Source organism: Aliidiomarina sp. B3213 (genome assembly GCF_003290085.1).
Classification (GTDB): Bacteria; Pseudomonadota; Gammaproteobacteria; order Enterobacterales; family Alteromonadaceae; genus Aliidiomarina.
The window spans coordinates 669,366-689,366 of the sequence record NZ_QMKJ01000001.1 but is presented as its reverse complement, the minus strand read 5'-3'; the positions used below and the strand labels follow the sequence as shown (position 1 = coordinate 689,366).

23 protein-coding genes are annotated in these 20,001 nt (G+C 44.7%); 18 read left to right on the top strand and 5 right to left on the bottom strand.

All coding sequences use genetic code 11. From position 1 onward, the window contains the following. Window positions 1-127: 127 nt before the first annotated feature. The 3 genes from DQX04_RS03310 to lolB are packed head-to-tail and all read right to left on the bottom strand — an operon-like array spanning window position 128 to window position 2,693. Window positions 128-1,075, bottom strand: coding sequence for a ribose-phosphate pyrophosphokinase (locus DQX04_RS03310; RefSeq protein ID WP_111914403.1), 948 nt, complete (start codon window positions 1,073-1,075; stop codon window positions 128-130). A gap of 48 nt (window positions 1,076-1,123) precedes the next feature. Beyond that, complete coding sequence (gene ispE, locus DQX04_RS03305; protein ID WP_111914401.1) at window positions 1,124-1,996, bottom strand: 4-(cytidine 5'-diphospho)-2-C-methyl-D-erythritol kinase; 873 nt, start codon at window positions 1,994-1,996, stop codon at window positions 1,124-1,126. Next, window positions 1,989-2,693 (bottom strand): lipoprotein insertase outer membrane protein LolB, encoded by a 705-nt coding sequence (gene lolB / locus DQX04_RS03300; RefSeq protein ID WP_111914399.1) that lies wholly within the window; start codon window positions 2,691-2,693, stop codon window positions 1,989-1,991. Before lolB ends, ispE begins: the two co-directional genes overlap by 8 nt. 87 nt (window positions 2,694-2,780) lie before the next feature. Here lolB and hemA point away from each other — a divergent pair, with 87 nt between their 5' ends. The 12 genes from hemA to DQX04_RS03240 all read left to right on the top strand — a co-directional run bounded on the left by hemA (window position 2,781) and on the right by DQX04_RS03240 (window position 13,418). Then, the gene (gene hemA, locus DQX04_RS03295) at window positions 2,781-4,040 is read left to right on the top strand and encodes a glutamyl-tRNA reductase (protein ID WP_111914397.1); all 1,260 of its coding nucleotides are present in this window, start codon (window positions 2,781-2,783) and stop codon (window positions 4,038-4,040) included. A 2-nt stretch (window positions 4,041-4,042) separates the two neighbouring features. Further along, window positions 4,043-5,131, top strand: a complete 1,089-nt coding sequence (gene prfA, locus DQX04_RS03290; RefSeq protein ID WP_111914395.1) for a peptide chain release factor 1 — start codon at window positions 4,043-4,045, stop codon at window positions 5,129-5,131. Next, entirely contained in the window at window positions 5,128-5,964 is an 837-nt protein-coding gene (gene prmC, locus DQX04_RS03285) for a peptide chain release factor N(5)-glutamine methyltransferase (RefSeq protein WP_111914393.1), read from the top strand. The genes prfA and prmC overlap by 4 nt, the downstream gene beginning before the upstream one ends. Window positions 5,965-6,014: 50 nt before the next feature. Continuing rightward, window positions 6,015-7,520: a DUF3369 domain-containing protein gene (locus DQX04_RS03280; protein WP_111914391.1), complete on the top strand. Its 1,506-nt coding sequence runs from the start codon at window positions 6,015-6,017 to the stop codon at window positions 7,518-7,520. A 10-nt stretch (window positions 7,521-7,530) separates the two neighbouring features. Then, the gene (locus DQX04_RS03275; RefSeq protein ID WP_111914389.1) at window positions 7,531-7,926 is read left to right on the top strand and encodes a SirB2 family protein; all 396 of its coding nucleotides are present in this window, start codon (window positions 7,531-7,533) and stop codon (window positions 7,924-7,926) included. Window positions 7,927-7,944: 18 nt separating this feature from the next. Then, a complete protein-coding gene (kdsA, locus tag DQX04_RS03270; RefSeq protein WP_111914388.1) occupies window positions 7,945-8,790 on the top strand; it encodes a 3-deoxy-8-phosphooctulonate synthase in 846 nt (281 codons plus the stop codon). Window positions 8,791-8,910: 120 nt separating this feature from the next. Next, a complete protein-coding gene (locus DQX04_RS03265) occupies window positions 8,911-9,537 on the top strand; it encodes a TetR/AcrR family transcriptional regulator (protein WP_111914386.1) in 627 nt (208 codons plus the stop codon). 23 nt (window positions 9,538-9,560) lie between these two features. After that, a complete protein-coding gene (locus DQX04_RS03260) occupies window positions 9,561-11,873 on the top strand; it encodes an acyl-CoA dehydrogenase (protein ID WP_111914384.1) in 2,313 nt (770 codons plus the stop codon). A 17-nt stretch (window positions 11,874-11,890) separates the two neighbouring features. Further along, window positions 11,891-12,400, top strand: coding sequence for a GNAT family N-acetyltransferase (locus tag DQX04_RS03255; protein ID WP_111914382.1), 510 nt, complete (start codon window positions 11,891-11,893; stop codon window positions 12,398-12,400). A 24-nt stretch (window positions 12,401-12,424) separates the two neighbouring features. After that, entirely contained in the window at window positions 12,425-12,709 is a 285-nt protein-coding gene (locus DQX04_RS12600) for a type II toxin-antitoxin system RelE/ParE family toxin (protein ID WP_111914380.1), read from the top strand. Further along, entirely contained in the window at window positions 12,681-13,049 is a 369-nt protein-coding gene (locus DQX04_RS03245; protein WP_207801079.1) for a HigA family addiction module antitoxin, read from the top strand. The genes DQX04_RS12600 and DQX04_RS03245 overlap by 29 nt, the downstream gene beginning before the upstream one ends. A gap of 42 nt (window positions 13,050-13,091) precedes the next feature. Beyond that, a complete protein-coding gene (locus DQX04_RS03240) occupies window positions 13,092-13,418 on the top strand; it encodes a DUF1330 domain-containing protein (protein WP_111914378.1) in 327 nt (108 codons plus the stop codon). 7 nt (window positions 13,419-13,425) lie between these two features. Here the strand turns inward: DQX04_RS03240 and DQX04_RS03235 are convergent, their stop codons facing one another. Next, on the bottom strand, window positions 13,426-14,736 hold the full coding sequence (locus DQX04_RS03235; RefSeq protein ID WP_111914376.1) for a S41 family peptidase: 1,311 nt from the start codon (window positions 14,734-14,736) through the stop codon (window positions 13,426-13,428). Window positions 14,737-14,812: 76 nt separating this feature from the next. Here DQX04_RS03235 and nagZ point away from each other — a divergent pair, with 76 nt between their 5' ends. Further along, on the top strand, window positions 14,813-15,808 hold the full coding sequence (gene nagZ / locus DQX04_RS03230; RefSeq protein WP_111914374.1) for a beta-N-acetylhexosaminidase: 996 nt from the start codon (window positions 14,813-14,815) through the stop codon (window positions 15,806-15,808). On the opposite strand, the gene queC is transcribed toward nagZ, so the two are convergent. Then, the gene (queC, locus tag DQX04_RS03225; protein ID WP_207916198.1) at window positions 15,784-16,455 is read right to left on the bottom strand and encodes a 7-cyano-7-deazaguanine synthase QueC; all 672 of its coding nucleotides are present in this window, start codon (window positions 16,453-16,455) and stop codon (window positions 15,784-15,786) included. The genes nagZ and queC overlap by 25 nt on opposite strands. 84 nt (window positions 16,456-16,539) lie before the next feature. On the opposite strand from queC, the gene queE reads away from it, so the two are divergent. The 5 genes from queE to DQX04_RS03200 all read left to right on the top strand — a co-directional run bounded on the left by queE (window position 16,540) and on the right by DQX04_RS03200 (window position 19,996). Next, window positions 16,540-17,241, top strand: coding sequence for a 7-carboxy-7-deazaguanine synthase QueE (queE, locus tag DQX04_RS03220; protein ID WP_111914370.1), 702 nt, complete (start codon window positions 16,540-16,542; stop codon window positions 17,239-17,241). A gap of 76 nt (window positions 17,242-17,317) precedes the next feature. Next, complete coding sequence (locus DQX04_RS03215) at window positions 17,318-17,584, top strand: Flp family type IVb pilin (protein WP_111914368.1); 267 nt, start codon at window positions 17,318-17,320, stop codon at window positions 17,582-17,584. A 71-nt stretch (window positions 17,585-17,655) separates the two neighbouring features. Next, entirely contained in the window at window positions 17,656-18,798 is a 1,143-nt protein-coding gene (locus DQX04_RS03210; protein WP_126266333.1) for a hypothetical protein, read from the top strand. Continuing rightward, on the top strand, window positions 18,795-19,403 hold the full coding sequence (locus tag DQX04_RS03205; RefSeq protein WP_111914365.1) for a hypothetical protein: 609 nt from the start codon (window positions 18,795-18,797) through the stop codon (window positions 19,401-19,403). Before DQX04_RS03210 ends, DQX04_RS03205 begins: the two co-directional genes overlap by 4 nt. Then, window positions 19,400-19,996: a hypothetical protein gene (locus DQX04_RS03200; RefSeq protein WP_111914363.1), complete on the top strand. Its 597-nt coding sequence runs from the start codon at window positions 19,400-19,402 to the stop codon at window positions 19,994-19,996. The genes DQX04_RS03205 and DQX04_RS03200 overlap by 4 nt, the downstream gene beginning before the upstream one ends. Window positions 19,997-20,001: the final 5 nt, after the last annotated feature.

Sequence of the window (20,001 nt, the reverse complement as noted above, 5' to 3'; positions counted from 1 at the left end):
TTCCACGCTGAGTAGACAATGCTAGCGCTTTCACAGGGATTCTATCAATAGGCTAAAAAATGATATTTGAGAGAAAAGAAAAACGGGAGCAAAAGCTCCCGTTTTTTAATACTTAAAAATGTAAGAATCAATATTCAAACATTGCAGAAATAGACTCTTCATTGCTTACTCTGCGAAGAGCTTCTGAGAGCATTCCGCTAAGCGTAAGCTGAGTAACCATTCCTGTAGCTTTCATTTCTTCTGAAAGCGGAATACTGTCTGTAACAATTAACTCGTCGATTTCTGAGTTTTTAATATTCTCTACAGCGTTGCCTGAAAACACTGGGTGAGTAGCATAAGCGTAAACTTTACGCGCACCATTCTTCTTCAGAGCTTTCGCAGCTTGCGCAAGTGTTCCACCGGTGTCGATCATGTCGTCAACCATAACGCAGTCGCGACCATTCACGTCACCAATGATATGCATAACTTGTGACTCGTTCGCTTTTGGACGACGTTTATCGATAATCGCCAAGTCTGCGTCGTTCATAAGTTTTGCCATTGCACGCGCACGAACAACACCGCCGATGTCAGGCGACACCATTACCGCGTCGTGGAACGTTTGTTGCTTCATGTGTTCAAGAAGTACTGGGCTACCAAAAACGTTGTCTACCGGTACGTCAAAGAATCCTTGAATTTGCTCTGCGTGTAAGTCGACAGTTAAAACACGGTCAACACCTACACTTGAAAGGAAGTCGGCAACAACTTTAGCTGTGATAGGAACACGAGCTGAGCGTACGCGACGATCCTGACGTGCATAACCAAAGTAGGGTAATACCGCGGTAATACGCCCAGCAGAAGCACGGCGTAACGCGTCAACCATAACGATAAGTTCCATGAGGTTGTCATTGGTTGGAGCACAAGTAGATTGGATGATGAATACGTCCGAACCGCGGACATTTTCGTTGATTTGAACACTGATTTCGCCGTCACTAAAGCGACCTACATCGGCATCGCCTAATTTGATGTAGAGTCGATCAGCAATCTTGCGGGCCAGCTCGGGTATTGCATTGCCAGCGAAGAGCTTCATGTCAGGCACGGTAAACCTCGACCAAATTGTTTTTGTGGATGCGGAAAATGTCGGAATTTAATCTTCCAGTTGTTTCGCCAGGGCAAGATGCGCTGTTGAGCGATTCATGCCTTTTGCAACCCAACCCCGATAATCCTTTGGAAGACTTGCCAGAGCTCGTTTTGCTTCGTTTTCTGATGAAAATGGAGCAAATAAGCAAGCACCGGTTCCCGTCATTTTAGACGCCGCGTATTGTAGCAACCACTGGTGCGCAGCCGCAACACTAGGATAAAGATTAAAGACAAGTTGCTGACAATCATTACCAAGTTGCTGCCAGTTTAACCCTGTAATTACTTGGTCTGTATGGTGAATTGGCTTTGTAGAACGAGGCAGTTCTGGATGAGTGAAAACTGCCGCGGTACTTACATGTACTTGCGGATGAACAATGACATACCAGCATTCACTGGGACTTGCAGCTTCCAGTTCCTCACCTACGCCCCGTGCTAAAGATGCTTCGCCGTGGATAAAAATAGGCACATCAGCTCCTAGCTTCACCCCTATATCTGCAAGTTCTTGGTAAGAAAGGTTGAGATGCCAAAGTGCATTCAGCGCAATAAGCGTTGTTGCTGCGTCGGAAGATCCGCCGCCTAAGCCACCGCCCATGGGTAGGTTTTTCGTAAGGTTTATGTCTGCACCCAAAGATGTGTCGCCGGCGATACCTCGCAAAGCTCTAGCCGCTTTTATAATGAGATTCTCTTCTGTGCTCACACCTTCAATTTGTGGAGACAATCGAAACTCGCCGTCGTCACGAGCGCGAAAAGTTATTTGGTCGGCTAAATCTACAAACTGAAACAAGGTTTCAAGCTCATGATATCCGTCTTGGCGCCTGCCCGTAATATGCAGAAACAGATTCAGCTTGGCAGGTGCGGGTAAGGTAATTTCCTTATTCACTAGTAATGTCCCACCTTTGTATCTGCAGTTTAATGCGTGTCCCTGCACCTGTTAACTCAATGCTGGTGGGCAGTTGCACCCATTGTTCTTCGTTGTCGACTAATAATGGATATGCACGGTAGTGGTTAAACTCAACAAACCACTCTTGATAGACATCACTATTTCTATAGGTGTAAGACCAAGGTGTACCGTCTTCATAGTATTTAACAGCCTGTATATCACTTGAGTTTGGAATAAGGCTGGTCATTGCGTTTTGTACCAAAGTGTAGGGTAACGGCAGGTTCAAATAGTAAGACAGAAGGTAATCTACATTTTCAGCGGTATAACTTTCGTCTTCGAGCTCTAACGTAGACATGTCTTGCTGAACAGTTAACCGCGCTAATGTCCCTTGTAACGGGTGGTACAAACGAAATACGGAGCTAGTGGGGGTAACTAATGTACTTTGCCATGTTAGGTTTGCTGCAGAGCGATCCTGATTAACGTCATCGAAAAAAGCTATTCGTCCTTGCACTTGCCAATTACGAATGAGCTGAACTTGTTGTTGATGGTACTCAATTGCGGCGTTGGAAACGTCTTCATAACCCGTTTGATTTGGGCTTTGGGATGCACAACCTACGACAATAAGAGTTGCTAAAACCAGTGATAGAGAACGGAAAAAGTTAATAACATTCACCTTATATTCAAGTAGAAACGCCATGCAACTTGGCTTTTAATCATGTGACCCTTAGCTTACAATAGCGCGCTAAGTTCATGCCAGACGTTTTGCGGGTTTAATTAAGACTTCATGACCATCCTTGCAGTGGGTATTAATCACACAACAGCGACCGTAGACATACGGGAACGTGTTGCATTTCAGCCAAAGCAGCTAGAGTCTGCTTTGCAGTCTATGCTGCAACAAGGGCTGGCAACAGAGTCTGTGATTTTGTCGACTTGTAACCGCACGGAACTCTACTTTTGCGCAGAACAAGACAATTTAGAGCAAGTGATTGAATGGTTGGCCATGTACCACCAAGTGTCGAAAGAAGAGCTTGGTGAATATGTTTATCAACACCAAGACGAACTTGCTATTCAGCATCTTATGAAGGTGGCATCAGGGCTAGATTCACTAGTTCTGGGAGAGCCGCAAATTCTTGGACAAGTGAAAGAAGCATACCAAGCAGCAAGAAATGCTGGTGCTATCGGTAGTGTATTCGACCGCTTGTTTCAAAACACATTCTCGGCTGCGAAGTCTGTGCGTACAGAAACTCAAATAGGTCAAAACGCGGTTTCTGTTGCCTATTCAGCGGTGAATTTGGCGAAGCATATTTTCGACTCGCTAGAAAAAGCTGAAGTATTAATTGTGGGTGCGGGTGACACAGCAGAGCTAGCGGCTCGTCACTTAAAAGACCAAGGTGTACGAAAGCTAAATGTAGCGAACCGCACGCAAGAGCGAGCTGAAGAGTTAACTTCAGTGGTAGGTGGTAAAGCATGGTCGCTCGACCAGTTACAGCATCTTTTGCCACAGGCTGACATTGTTATTAGCTCTACAGCGAGTCCTGTTCCGGTTATTGGTAAGGGTTGGGTGGAAACTGCAATAAAGCAGCGTAAACACAAGCCTATGTTGTTTATTGACTTGGCTGTACCTCGTGATATCGAGGAAGAAGTAGGCGAGTTAAACGACGTATACTTATACACCGTTGATGATTTACAAAAAATTGTTTCGCAGAACAAAGAACAAAGACAGCAAGCTGCAAAAGAGGCGAGTGAAATCATCGCTCGCCATGTTAGTGAATTTGAAGAATGGATGCGCAGCTTGAATGCAGTTTCATTATTGCGTGAATACAGAGTCAATGTGGAACGAATTGCTCAAATTCAAAAAGAAAAGGCGTTAAATGCCATTGCTGCAGGTAAGCCACCTGAAGAAGTTATTCATGAGCTGGCGACTAAACTCGCAAACACTTTGGCACATAAGCCAACAACCGCTATACAGAATGCTGCGAAAAAGAATGATTTAAATGCGTTAGCAGCATATCAACAATTGATTCATCAAGAGGCAGAAGAATAATAATGCTAAAAGCGTCGTTAGTGACCAAGTTAGAGTCGTTACAAGAGCGTTATGAAGAATTACAAGTTCTTCTAGGAAGTCCTGAAATTATCTCGGACCAAAACCAGTTTCGTGCGCTATCGAAAGAGTACTCTCAACTTGAAGAAACAGTAGCCTGTTTTCATGCTTGGCAGCAGGCTAAAGAAGACGAGCAAACTGCACAAGACATGATGAGCGACCCTGACCTAAAAGAAATGGCCGAGGAAGAGCTCGAAACAGCACAAGCTGAACAAGAACGCTTGAGCAGCGACCTACAAATTCTACTGCTACCGAAAGATCCTAACGACTCAAGACCGTGTTACTTAGAAATTCGGGCTGGTGCAGGTGGTGATGAAGCCGCTATTTTTGCGGGCGATTTATACCGAATGTATTCACGTTACGCCGAAGACAACGGTTGGCGAGTAAGCATGGTAAGTTGCAACGAGGGCGAGCACGGCGGCTTCAAAGAGGTTATTGCTTATGTTGCCGGTGACGGAGCTTATGGTCGCATGAAGTTTGAGTCGGGCGGTCACCGTGTGCAACGTGTGCCAGAAACAGAGTCGCAAGGTCGAATTCATACTTCGGCGTGCACCGTAGCGGTTCTTCCAGAAATTCCAGAAGCCGAAGCGATTGAAATCAACCCGGCAGATTTACGCATTGACACTTACCGTGCTTCAGGCGCTGGTGGTCAGCACGTTAACCGTACAGATTCTGCAGTGCGTATTACTCACATTCCGTCCGGTGTTGTTGTTGAGTGTCAGGAAGAACGTTCACAGCACAAGAACAAGGCTAAAGCTATGTCTGTGTTGTCGTCTCGCCTACAAGCGGCAGAAGATGCAAGACGCGCCGAGGAAGAGCAGTCAACGCGTCGCGATTTGGTGGCTAGTGGTGACCGTTCAGAGCGTATTCGTACTTACAATTACCCGCAAGGGCGTGTAACAGACCATCGTATAAACCTTACGCTATACCGCCTTGATGAAGTTGTGGAAGGTAAGCTAAATCTTATTTTAGATGCGATTCTGCAAGAGCACCAAGCTGACCTATTAGCGTCTCTAGCTGACGGTGGCGAATGACCATAGCAGAGGCACTGTCTTATGCAAAAGGGTTATTTATAACGTCTGAAACGCCGTTAATTGATGCTCAGTGGCTGCTTATGAAAGTTTTAGATTGTGACCGTGGGTACTTATACACATGGCCAGAAAGGAAACTTTCCGATGAGCAGTTAGAGCAGTTTAAAGCATTTAGTGAGCGCAGAGCTAAAGGCGAACCTGTCGCTTTTATTACCGGATCACGGTCGTTTTGGACTTTTGACCTAGAGGTTAACGACTCTACATTAATTCCCAGAAGTGATACTGAAATACTGGTTCAAACCTGTTTAGAGCTTGAGGTGCCCGAGCACGCCGATGTGCTTGAATTGGGCACCGGGACAGGAGCTATCGCTTTAGCCCTGGCCTCTGAAAAGCCTGACTGGGCAATTATTGCGGTGGACAAGTCTCATGAGGCGGTGGAATTAGCCCGAAGAAACCTAGCTAGACTGGAGTTTGGTAATGTAGAAGTATTCACGAGCGACTGGTTCAGCAAGGTAGAACTAGGCAAGACATTTAACCTTATTGTATCTAATCCTCCGTATATAGACCCCGAGGATCCTCATTTAACTCGCGGTGATGTTCAATTTGAACCGAAATCTGCTCTTATTTCTGAGCATCAAGGTTACAAGGATATCGAATACATTATTACAAACGGGTTAGATTTTTTGTGCAACGAAGGGTGGCTGGCGCTTGAACATGGCGCTGAACAGGCATTACAAGTGCGGGATATTTTTTTGAAAAAAGGTTATAAAAGGGTTAACACCGTTCAAGATTATGCTAATTTGGATCGCGTAACCTTTGCGCAGAAAAGTGTATAAAGCTCGTTTTCTAATAAGCGACAAGATGCAGTTGGGAGATTGAACGCCTGATGAAAAGTAACTTTCTATTTGCAGATGAAGCAGAGAAAGAGCAGGATTTACCCGAAGAAAGCTGGAAAATCCTTATCGTAGATGATGAACCGGAAGTTCATGCCGTTACTAAGCTGGCTTTAAGTGATTTTCAATTTCTAGGGCGTGGCCTAGAGTTCCATAGTGCTCATTCGGGCGCCGAAGCAAAAGAACTGATTAAGAACAACCCTGATGCAGCAATAGTGCTTTTAGACGTCGTGATGGAAACAGACGACGCAGGGTTAAATGTTGCGCGCTATATTCGTGAGGAGCTTGGCAATCGTTATACACGTATTATTTTGCGCACTGGACAACCAGGACAAGCGCCAGAGCGCACAGTTATCGTTAATTACGACATCAACGACTACAAATCTAAAACTGAACTTACCGCACAAAAACTGTTTACAGCAGTGATGTCTAGCCTTCGTAGTTACCGTGACATTATTTCCATTGTGCATAGCCGTAATGGGTTAGAAAAAATTATTGCTTCGACTAATGACCTTTTTGCTTTGCAGTCAATGGAGCAATTTATTTCAGGTTTAGTCCAGCAATTAAGTTGGCTAATTGGCGGTGCTCGACAAACGTTCTATGCGGCGGCAGATGAAACTCAAAAGTCGAGTGAAATGAAGGTTCGTGCAGCATACGGAGAAGACGCCGACCATCTGCAAGGACAAATTATCAAGTCTGCCTTACCGAAAGAGGCTTTGGTGGAGCTCGACTCGGTTATTCGTACCCATAGTATTTATTATGGCGAAGACTTTGTTTTGGCCTATTGTCCGAGCCAGTGCCGGCCTCAGGGAGCTTTGCTTTGTCTCGCAGGGCTATCTCGCCCCTTAACTGTTAAAGAGAAGGAGTTGCTGCAATTGTTTGCAGACAACGTGCAAGTTGCTCTCGATAACGTAATTTGCCTACAAGACACAGACCAGTTGCTATCAGAGCTAGTTGCTCGCCTTATGGAACTTGAGCAGGAAAGCTATGCTCAACACCCAGAAAAACAAAGCGCCTATGTACAGCTTGTTGCTGAATTTATGAAAGAGTTGAAATGGTCTGGCGAGAAAGCACAGGTTGCCGGCACGGCTGCAACACTGTTTGAGCGCGCGGAAAAGCTATTTGCATTAATAGAAGAGCAACCAGCCAGTAAAGTATCACCTTGCCAACAACGTATAATACGCGCCATTCGACCACTACAAATGGCCGACAGTAAAGTAAGCCAAGTTGCTGTGCGTGCTTTGGATGAGCGTTTAGAACGCAGTGACGGCATGGGACTACCGGCCGGTAAATTAGCAGACGAAATTTCTGATGAAGCATTTGTATTTGGTTTGGCGCGAATGTTTTATGAATTGGTTCACCAAGACCTACCACTTGAAGATATCATTGGCCGTATTGAAGCTGAGAGAGGCAAAATATATCCTGCTGAACTTTGCGACTTGGTTAAGAAAAAAGGTCAGTCATTTTATGAGCTAGTAATGCGGCTCGACTCGTTATAGGAGATATTCAGTGTACGAAGGGTTTAAACATTTACATGCCTTATTTGCGGTATTAAGTTTCGTATCGTTATTGGCCAGAATAGTATTGGCATGGAAAGACTCCAGTAAGCTGAATAGCAAACCACTTAAAATTGTTCCTCATGCTGTAGACGGTTTATTCGTTCTCTCGATTGTGGGTATTTTGGTGGTTACGGGAGCTCATCCATTTACTAGCGGTTTCCACACCGAAAAGTTTATTGGTTTCCTCATTTATGTCGTATTTTCTGTGCTGGCTGTTTTGGCATTGAAAGGGCGTTTCCCAGCTGTAACTAAAGTGCCGTTTTCTCTAATCGCTATTCTCACTTGGTTATGGTTAGCGCACGTAGCATTTGCAAAACAACCTATTTTGTTTGCAACTGTGCTGTAAAAACTTCAAGAGGCGAACATGCAAATTCAACAAGTAGATGTTGCAGGAATTCCTGTTAACAACGACAAGCCGTTTGTTTTATTTGGTGGTATGAATGTACTTGAGTCTCGTGACTTAGCTATGCGAATTGCAGAGCATTACGTAGATGTCACACAGAAACTCGGTATTCCTTACGTATTTAAAGCATCATTCGACAAAGCTAACCGCTCGTCTATTCATTCGTTTCGTGGCCCTGGCATGGAAGAAGGGTTACGTATTTTTGAAGAGATCAAGAAAACATTCTCAGTGCCGTTGATTACAGATGTGCATGAACCTCACCAAGCTGCCCCGGTAGCTGAAGTTGTGGATGTTATTCAGTTACCAGCATTTTTAGCTCGTCAAACTGACTTAGTCGTTGCTATGGCTAAAACCGGTGCAATTATTAATGTGAAAAAGCCACAGTTTTTAGCACCGCATGAAATGCGTCACATTCTGACTAAGTTTGCAGAAGCAGGAAACGAGAAAATCATGCTGTGCGAACGCGGCTCTAGCTTTGGTTACAACAACCTTGTTGTTGATATGCTCGGCATGGACGACATGAAAGCCTTCGCTCCAGTTATTTTCGACGCCACACATGCGCTGCAAAGACCTGGTGGAAGAGCTGACTCTGCCGATGGTCGTAGGGCTCAAGCGGCACAACTAGCCCGAAGTGGTATGGCTTTGGGAATTGCAGGTTTGTTTATCGAAGCACATCCGAACCCAAATGAGGCAAAATGTGATGGTCCATGTGCATTACCACTGTCTCGTTTGGAGACGTATTTACAACAAATGAAAGCTGTAGATGACCTAGTGAAAAGCTTTTCACCGCTAGATACGTCAGTGTAGTTGGGCGATATTTTATCGTTTGACAATACTTGTTCAATATATTGCAGTCAGGTACAGTAACCCAATAATTAAACACCTGTTTTAAACAGGGTGGTTACAGTATCTGGGTGCAAGTATTTCATGAAAAAAGCAGCGAAAACCTCTGAGCGTATTCTTCGAGCAGCAGAAACTTTGTTTTCAGAACAGGGTTTTGAAGCCACTTCTTTAAGAGAAATAACTCAAGTAGCAGATGTTAACTTGGCGTCAGTTAACTATCATTTTGGTTCGAAAAAAGCGCTTATTCAGGCGGTTATGGCTCGTTATCAGTCGGTTTTTATGTGTGCGCTACAAACAGAGCTCGACGCTTTAGATGACAATGAATTACCTAGTAACCAAGATATTCTCGCGTGCTTTGTACGACCACTCTCTCAGCTTGAAGAAGTACGTAATGGTGGCGCTGCAATATATTTAAAACTACTAGGTTACGCATACAGCGAGATACAAGGGCACCTGCGTGCATACACCATGCAAAGATTCGGTGAAACTATTAGCTATGTTTTCAATTTATTTCATCGGGCAAATGCGCATTTGTCTGCCGAAAATCTATTTTGGCGGCTACACTTTGCATTAGGCACAGTTTTATTTGCTCAAGTATCTAGCCAAGCGCTATGTGAAATTGCAGAAGCAGATTTCAATGATCCCGAACCACAAGAGCAAATGCTAACTAGATTATTACCCTATATTGCAGCGGGTATCGCCGCCAAATAGCAACTATTGCATCGGAGTACAGAATGACTTTATTACTGTTAATCATTATTGCCGGCCTTATCGTATTTGGTATTCCAGATGTGCGGAAAAGGCTTATTTCAAAGCCAGCGTTTGCATTTTTCAAGCGAGTACTTCCGCCAATGTCGACGACTGAGCGTGAAGCCATGGAAGCCGGAGATATTTGGTGGGACGGTGAGTTATTCTCAGGTAATCCGAAATGGGAGAACTTGCTAAGTACGGAGCCTGCAAAGTTTACCGAAGAAGAACAAGCGTTTATTGATAATCAGCTAGAAACGCTGTTAGACATGCTCGATGATTTTGAAATTATTGCGCATCAAAAGGACTTACCTGAAGAGGTGTGGAGCTACCTCAAAAAGGAACGATTCTTTGCCATGATTATTGGCAAAGAATATGGTGGCTTAGACTTTTCCCCTGCGGCTAATTCTCATATTGTGGCTCGTATTGCCACCCGTTCATTAAGCGCCGCTGTCAGCGTTATGGTGCCAAACTCGTTAGGTCCAGGCGAGCTTTTAACCCATTACGGTACAGCAGAGCAAAAAGAGCGTTGGCTTCCGGCTTTGGCTTGCGGTGACGAAATCCCATGTTTCGCTCTAACGGGACCAGAAGCAGGGTCAGACGCCGGCGGTATTCCCGACACAGGCGTGGTGTGCCGAGACCAATTTGAAGGCAAAGAGGCTATTGGTATTCGCCTGAACTGGGACAAGCGTTACATTACATTGGCGCCTGTTGCTACAGTTCTTGGCTTGGCATTTAAGCTTTATGATCCCGAGCAATTACTGGGTGATAAGGAAGAATTAGGCATTACCTGTGCGCTTATTCCAACAAGCCATAAGGGCGTAAAAACAGGGGACCGCCATTTACCGCTTATGCAAGCGTTTATGAACGGCACAACTCAAGGTAAAGACGTATTTATACCACTAGACTGGATTATTGGTGGTGTTGACTACGCAGGTAAAGGCTGGCGTATGCTCGTCGAGTGCTTGTCAGCTGGTCGGGGGATCTCATTACCTGCTCTCGCTACTGCCTCCGGCCATAATGCGGAGCGTTACACCGGCGCTTATGCTTATGTAAGACAGCAGTTTGGTTTGCCTATTGGGAAATTTGAGGGTGTACAGTCTGCGATGGGCCGTATTGGCGGTTTAAATTACAGTTTAGAGTCGATGAGACGTTTAACTGTACTGTCTCTTTATAATGGTTATAGCCCTTCTGTGATTACCGCAATGACCAAATACCACATGACGGAAATGGGGCGCACTGTATTAAATGACGCTTTAGACATTCATGCGGGTAAAGGCATACAAATGGGGCCGTTAAACTATTTAGCGAATGGCTATTTGGGCGTTCCTATTTCAATTACGGTTGAAGGGGCTAACATTCTTACCCGAAATCTGATGATTTTCGGTCAAGGTGCAACCCGTTGCCACCCATATGTATTAAAGGAAATGGAAGCCGCAAGCAATTCAGACGAAGAGCAAGGTTTAAAAGACTTCGATGCATTGCTTATTCGCCATATTGGCTTTGCCGCAAGGAACACGTTGGGTAGCTTCTGGCATGCTATTACCTCTTCGCATTTCGCATCTGCTCCTGTGAGCGGTGAATTAGTGCGTTATTACCAGCACTTTTCACGACTAAGTAGGGCACTTGCGCTATGTGCAGATATGTCTATGTTAACTCTCGGCGGAGATTTGAAACGTCGTGAAATGCTTTCCGCGCGTTTAGGCGATGTACTTTCCCACCTATACATGGGCTCTGCAGTTCTTAAACGATTTGAAGACGAAGGGCGCTTAGCTGCCGACTTGCCGTTTGTTCGCTATGCGTTAGATCATCATTTATTTGAGATTGGGAAGGCATTTTCAGCTGCGTTTGATAACTTCCCAGCACGTTACGTGGGTAGTATTTTGCGTCGTCTTACTTTCCCGTTCGGTGTTCATTTCAAAGCACCATCAGACAAAGACGCTCGTGATATTTCAGAGCAAATGATGATACCGGGTGGAACACGTGATCGTCATACGTTCTTGTCATATTACAAAGAAGATCCAAAAGATATGACCGGCCACATGGAACTTGCTTTCCAGCTTATGTTTGAACTGAAGTCAGTATATAAAAAGCTATTGAAAGCAGAAAAAACCGGTGAGTTAGACCGCAACTTAAGCGGTGATGAATGGGTTGATGCTGCTGCAAAACTAGGACTCGTTGACGAGGACCAAGTTCCTGCACTTAAAACCTGTGAAGAGCTACGTAAACGAGCTATAGCTGTTGATAGCTTTGCCTTCGAAGCATTTAAGAACAACAAATATGAGAGCTTAGTCGACTAAGCAAGGACTTGAATAAGATGGAACTTATTTTACCTACCAAGGAATACGAGCTGTCGTATAGAAGCTATATTGAAGAACTAGGGGACGAGGAACGTTATCCTTTTCCCTTAGACTTCGACCATCAAGATTTTTCCGCACTTTTAGAACGTATAGAAGAGATTCGAAACGGTATTCGATTGCCTGAAAATTACGTTGCCAGCACTACCTATTGGCTTATTGATAAAGGTGAAATAGTCGGTGTGTCCAACTTACGGCACCAGCTTAATGACTCCATTAGGTTTATGGGTGGGCACATAGGCTTAAGTACTCGGCCATCGGTAAGGAAAAGTGGTGTCGGTAAAATTCTCATGCAAAAGACTTTAGAGCAGGCAACGAATATGGGTATTCGAGAAATCCATATTCATTGTGAAAAGTCTAATCCAGCATCAGCTAACCTCATTCAGTCATGTGGTGGAGAGCTCCACTCTGAGGTTACTGGTGATGCTCACTCTGGTGTTGTTCAGCGTTTTATAATCCGCACCCTTTGACGGCTGTCACGCTAGGCGTTACAATTGATCAAGTCATTTGCTAATAAAAGAACATTAGAGTTCTTTAATTGGGGGCGTTGTAGGAAACTACCGTTTAGTCTTCATGAGCGGGCTTCAAGAAAGTTGGATTATTTAAATTCGGCTACAAGTATTGAAGATCTGAGAGTTCCTCCAGGTAACAAACTCCACGCATTAAGCGGTGATCGTGTAGGGCAACACGCCATATCAGTTAATGACCAATGGCGCATCTGTTTTCGTTTCGAAAATGGAGATGCTTACGATGTTGAAATATGTGATTACCATAAATAAGGGGGCTATTTTGTCATTGGTTAATTGTAAACGTCCCTACAGAGTGCCTACTCATCCGGGGGCAATGTTAAGAGAGGATTTTTTTCCTGAGTATAATCTCACGGTGAGCTCAGCTGCGCGTTTACTTGGTGTCTCTCGTCAATCCATAAATGAATTAGTTCGTGAGAAAAGGGCGGTAAGTCCAGAGATGGCGTTGAGGTTGTCGCGGTTGTTTGGTAACTCCGCTGATGTGTGGTTAAACGCTCAACGTGAATTAGATTTGTGGTTAGCTGAAAAAGCTATTAAAGATAAGCTTGAGCAAATAGAAACGATTCAGAGCGAAGTTACTGTTAGCTCTTGATTGGATCTTGAACATTATATTTAGGCTAACAAGGAACTCACTATGGCTGTGTACGCGCTAAACCTTTTCGATATTGCAGACAAAGCAAGTTACTTAGCTTACGCCAAACGATCAGTATCCGAAGTTACGGCGCATGGTGGCAAAGTGATTTCGTTGGGAAAGTTTCGTGAGGCTGCGAAGGGTGATATTGAGCCACGCACAGTAATGATACTTGTTGAATGGGAATCTAAAGAGGCTTTTGAGAGCTACCGAAACGACCCCAAACTTGCCGACCTGCATCCTCATAGGGAAAAGGGAGCAACCAACTATATTTGGCACTTGTTCGATAAGCTAGAAGACTTACGCCCCATCTTAAAAGACGAGGCGTAAACTCCACTTAATGCTCGCTTTCAAATTTATCGAGTAGCGGATTTCTTTGCATGGGCTGCCAATCAGTCGTTGAGGTCGTGGCAGTTGCCGGGCAGCTACCGTTCTCAATGTAGTGATAAGCAGTTGACAGCAATGGGTCGTTATTGTCTCCCCAGTCTCCAACTATAGTGTCAGGTGCACTGCAGTCAGGTGCTATGCCATCGAAGTACCCACCTTGTCCTACGGCGTTTACTGTTTCGAAATTGATAGAGAAGAGAATTTCATCGCAGAATTGTCGTGGGCTTTGGCCTACTGGTTTGCCGCACGTTCTATCACCAATGGTGACTACGTCGACAAACGGTCTTAGGCTGTTAATCACTAACTCTGATGAAGAGCAGCTCGATGGCGTAGTAAGTACGTAAACTTTATCTACGTTGAGTCGGGTAATACCTTCACCCAAATCAAATAGAATGGAGTTGGGTTGGAAGTTGTCGTTGTATCTGTAGGTCACGAAGATCTCGTTTTGAACACTGTTCCAAGCGGCTTGAGACGATAATTGATTAGCGATACGAATAAGACCGCCGCTGTTGTAACGCAGGTCGATCACGAGCTCGTCTACGCCGTCTAGTTGGTCATAAGCGGTATTCAAATCTTGTGCAGAGCGATTGATAAACGTGTCGAATACAAAGTAACCCACTTCAACATCACCCACTTGTTCCCTTTGAGTGTGCATAACAGTGTTTGTTTCAACTTCCTCTTTACTCATAATGGCGCTGAGTACTTGACCGTCAGGTGTCCGCCATACAATGTCTTTTTCAATGCCTAATTCGTTCGGTCCGAATATGTCGCTATTTGAGGCAGTGCCCTGTGATATGCGATTGAACCATTCTTCAATGCTAACACCGTCAACCTCAATAATACGGTCTCCACGGTTCAGCCCAGCTTGCCCTGCGGGAGAGCCATCGTAGACATAACGAATTTCAATAACGTCTAGGTCTGTTCTGTTATTGCTGCTAAAGCCAAACCCGTAATAAACAGCATTTACATAGCGGTCGATGTATTCTTGTTCGGTGAGTAAAAACGAGAATTGATCGTCGGGCCTTTTCATCGCATTAAGCAGTGCGTCTAAGCTAGAATACTGGGAGGGATTAATATTCGCAGGAATGTCGTCATTCCAAAGGTAAGATTCATACATGAAAGCAGCCATTTCACGATTCTTCCCTGTTTGGCTACAACTTCCAACAACGTCGCCTACAACTTCCATTTGCGTGAAGTCTTCGACATTACAACTGGTGGCTAACAGACTTAAACCTAAAATAAGCGGATATTTTACTTTCATAACGTTTCACACCTCTAAACATCTTAGTAACATAATGAGTGAGCGTTACCGATAATTCAAGAAGAGAAGAGAGTGCATGAGCGGTTATTTGATTGATATTGAAGGCACAAGATTTGAAGAGAAAGATGCAGAACTGTTCCAACATACTGCTGTACAAGGCATGATTCTGTTCACTCGTAACTTTGACAATACGTTACAATTAAAAGAGCTAATCCAAGACATTCGGAACGCGGTTCAAAGACCTTTTTTGATTTCCGTTGACCACGAGGGGGGGCGAGTACAGCGTTTCCGCTCTGAATTTTCACCTATTCCTGCCATGGCAAGCTTTTACCAGCACTACCCAAACGACCTCGAGAAAGCCCAAAATGACGCGAAAGAGATGGGCTGGCTTATGGCTTATGAGTTGCGATGCTTAGACATCGACCTGAGTTACGCGCCAGTACTCGACGTATTCGGGGACAGTGAAGTTATTGGTAATCGTGCTTTTGCAGAACAACCAGAGCTTATTGTAAAGCTTGCAAGTGCATTTATGCAGGGTATGCGTGAAGCAGGAATGCGTAATGTAGGTAAGCACTTTCCTGGTCACGGAACGGTAGTAGCCGACTCGCACATCGCGATTCCGGAAGATATGCGCAGCAAACAAGAGATATGGTCGAAAGATTTAGTACCATTTAAAGAACTGGTAGACCAATTAGACGCCATTATGCCTGCTCATGTCATTTACCCTGAGCTAGACACTATGCCTGCTGGCTTTTCAAAGTTTTGGGTGCAGGACGTACTTCGTGAAGAATTGGGCTTTAAAGGTGTAGTGATCAGCGACGATTTAACTATGGAAGGAGCTAAGGTAGTAGGCGATGTGAATGCCAGAGCGCAAGCGGCTTTTAGTGCCGGTGGCGAGCTACTGTTAGTGTGTAACGACCGAGAAGCAGCAGAAGCTGTAATTAGCGGAACACCCGTCCCAGAAGGCAATGAAAGCGCGGTTACCAAGCTATTAGGGCAAGCATTTGAGCAAAACCCTGAACGTCACCGCGCTGCGAAAGAACTTGCTTATTCGTACGCTAGTGGGTCTTGAATGTTATTAAGTTCAAAAGCCTGTAAACGTTCGCGGCATGCGCTACAACGTCCGCAGGCTTTTTCTCTACCGTTATAACAAGTCCATGTGTTGCTGTAGTCGAGGTTCATATTTAAGCCATCGGCAAGAATTTCAGCTTTGGAGTTAGTTAGGTAAGGCGAAACAATGTCTACCGGTTCATAGTTAGCTATTTGGCTAACGTCGTTCATGGCTTTTACAAATTCTGGCCGACAGTCTGGGTAAATTGCATGGTCGCCAGAGTGCGCGCCGTACCATACCTCTTGTGCATCCAGTGACACCGCATAGCCAATTGCAAGTGAAAGGAGAATCATGTTGCGGTTAGGCACCACAGTGTTTTTCATGTTCTCTTCTGCATATTCTGCGTCTGGAACATCAATGTCGTCCGTTAAGGAAGAACCTGCAAGAAGCGAGTTAATTGCGCTTATATCTACAACTTTGTGTGGAATGTTGTATTGCTCGCAAACTGCGGCAGCGGCAACCAATTCACGTTTATGACGTTGCCCGTAGTTAAACGACAGTGCGTGAACGTTTTTCCCTGATTGAATTGCTTTGTGCAACACCGTAAATGAGTCCATTCCGCCAGAATAGATAACCACAATGTTTTTCTTTAACGCCGATTCGCTCACAGCTGTCTTCTCCTTTATAATTCCCGTATATTTTAGCGCACTGCGAAGCTCGATAGAACTTTAAATACAATAAGGACCGTTTGCATGAAAATTGCCCCCGCACCCCAAATTCAAACAACTTTGCCGGTGAATGAAGCATTTGAAACCATTCAGGGCGAAGGTGTTTATACAGGTGTGCCAGCAATATTCTTACGCTTACAGGGGTGCCCAATAGGTTGCCCATGGTGCGACACCCAGCATACGTGGCCTATGGAGCAAACCGACAAAATTGAAATTAAAGACGTATTGGCTAAGAAAAAAGAGTCGAGTCAGTGGGCTTCGCAAACTCCAGCGCAAATATTAGAGCAATTCCAGCAACAAGGCTGGACCGCCAAACATGTAGTGATTACCGGGGGCGAGCCATGCATGTTCGACCTAACAGAACTTACCACAACGCTTCACAAGGCCGGTTATCAATGCCAAATTGAAACCAGTGGTACATTTGAAGTGCGCGTACACCCAGACACATGGGTAACCGTAAGCCCGAAAGTAGACATGCCCGGCGGCTACGCCATTTGCGCACAGGCCATGCAACGTGCGAACGAAATTAAGTACCCAATAGCCATGCAAAAGCATGTCGACGCATTAGACGAGTTGCTAAAAGAACACCCCGTAGACCCCACAGTTTCAATAGCATTACAACCCATCAGCCAACGGCCACGAGCAACAGAACTTGCCATAGAAACCTGCATCAAACGCAACTGGCGTTTATCGGTGCAGCTTCATAAGTACTTGGCGATCGATTAAAACCGCTAGGTTTTCTTTCCCAACTTAAATTTGCCTGCTAGACCTTGTGAAAGTGAGTTTTCATAGGGAGGTAGTTATGCGAGTTATCAAGTCTTCAGGTCAAGGTATGACTGAGTACATTGTTATTTTGGCATTAGTGGTGGTGTCTGCTATTGGGGTGTATTCGTTATTTGGGAAAACATTACGTAATCAAATCGCGGGTGTTGCTCAAGAAATATCGGGGCAGTCTGCAAACGATTCTCTCTCAGAAGCTCAAGACGCTGCTGACGATGCTGAAGACTCAGCAGCAGAAGACTATGGATTAGCAGATTACGATGAGTCAAACGAAGGTGATGGAGATTGAGGCTCGCACGGGGACAGGTTCTGGTGCTCGGTGTTTTACTTCTTAGCGGGATGTTTTTTGGGCTAGTAGCGGTGGTTAAGTTAGCAGTTCAGAGCCAACAGCAAGTGCATGTTGAAAAAGTAGCTCATCATGCCGCTCAATCATTGGCAGTTTTGGGGGCTAGAGACTTAAATTTCAAAGCTGCAACCAACCGTGCAATTTTGGCCAATGAAGTCTTTATTGGGCAATTAATGGCACTTCACTCATGGTTTTCTATGACTGAAGATGTCAGCGTGCGAACTGCGTTATTTACGAGTTGGGTTCCATATTTAAATGCAGCAACGCGAAGCCTAGCGAAAACCGTCCAGAGAATGAAGCAGCCCATCAATACAGGGATAAGCCTTACTATTGAAGCCCAGTCAGCGATTATCAAGGGGCTAGAATTCGCTCAAATGGCATTTCATCATGCTAGCTGGGTTTCTGCTTTGGAAACAGTGAATGAAGTTGTTGGACAAAGTGGGGAAGGCTATCAGATCGCGCTTCTTAACCACCAATCTCTTACGGGAGCTTCCGAATTATGGCTTAACTTTCAGCAGCGAAAGCAACCCGAAAATTACGCCGAATGGGTCGGGCATAGCAGAGACCCCTTTACTCGGAATAGGTCATACAATTGGTTCGATCTGCGATGGGTTTCGGTAGACCGTGCTGGAGGTTCTGAACTTGTGTCGAGAAATAACCAAGTGTATTGGCAAAGCATAGACACACTCGCAGTTCATCAGCGTATTCTGTTTAGTCATCATGAGTACCGTTATGGCGGCGGCGCTAGCTATAACCGTCAGCGTCCGCCTCGTAGAGCCTCGAGAAATGAGTTTGGTGGAACTTATCAAATTAATAGAAGAACGACCGGTAGAGCTTTAAACCGAGTGAACAGAATCGCTAGGGCACGTGCGACACCATATCAATATCTTCTGTCAGAAGAGAGTAATGAATTCCCTCAAGTCACCGTAGTGGTTACTTCTTCGGTGAAACATGAATTATCGCAACAACCCCTCCTACATGTAGGTATAGGAAGGTATGAAGTCGCTTTTTCTCGACCTCAATCTCTATTTCCGCGCCGAGATAGAAATACAGAGTCTCCTAACTTATTTAATGGCTTATGGTTTGAGCGAGCGCATCCGGTAACGACTATTGATAGATCTGTAATCGAACAACAGGTTAGGGCGGTAACTTTATGATATTTGAAAAAGGGCAAGCCATGCTCGAGTCCTCACTTTTTATCGGATTGGTGGGATTGATTGTATTGTTCGCGTTTGGAGAATTCTCGGAGCGACTAATCGACAAGTATGACGCCGACCAGCAGGCAAATATTGTGTTAGAACAAGCATGGATTAGAAACGCTTTGAATATGCGCGCATTAATTCCTGAAAAGCTTGACGAGGACTATGATTTTGCTGAAGGAGATGAAATTGATTTCAGTCTAGAAACGGATGAAGAGTATTCTTCGGCGAGCGTTTTATCAGGTGTTTGGAGCACTTTACCTGGAATTGAAAATTCACATTTTCCACTTGGAAACCAAAACCGGGTAAAGGTACTAAATCGTGGCGAAGAGTGGTTTAGTTACCGAAAAATCAATGATAGTTGGAGCGCAAAATCACAAGGTGATCTCTCAAATGCTCCACGCCAATTTGTAACTTCACATCATATATCTAAACTTCCTTTTGAAACCGTTCAACAATGGGTCGCAATCCTTCCGTTTGCTCGTGAGTTTGGCCCGAGTAGCTTGAAACTGGGCTGGGTTGATCCTGAGGTTGTACCCGAGTATCAACCGGAAGAGCATTGAATCTCGCTTTATTAGCTTTGGTGATGAACGGTGAAATTGCTTCGTTCGACATTCCTGAGCACTGGGAAACAAGGGTCGTTCTACCCGCTACAGATCTTCATGTTTTTGAAGTTCAAAGTTTGGAAATACGAGAGTCGTTCTCGGACATTGAAGCTTGGTTAGCAAATCGTTCGTGTCACGAGGTGTATCTGGGTACAAGCGATACATACACAGTCGTAGAAGAAGTTCGAAACTATTGGATATGTGTAGACCCAGAGCAAATAGTCAGTGTGGAAGCTTCGACGAATAAAACATTGTGGCATCAGACGAAATTAAAGGAAAACGCGTCTGAGCATCAGTCATTTGCATATCGTTGGCCAGGGACAATATTAAATACTTCATACAGCTCTATTAGCTTGTGGAGATATGCGAGGAAAATTGAAAGTGAGCTAGGCAGAGGTACGAACCAAGTTGTCCTTCGCCAAGTAGCGACTCAAAGCTATGTAATTGCATGGTATGAAGAGGATAGCTTTGTCGTAAAGACAGCACAAAAGAAAAATGGAAAGTTGCTAACTTTTGAGCTGGAAATACATCAAACGGAAATTGGTGAGTGATACAG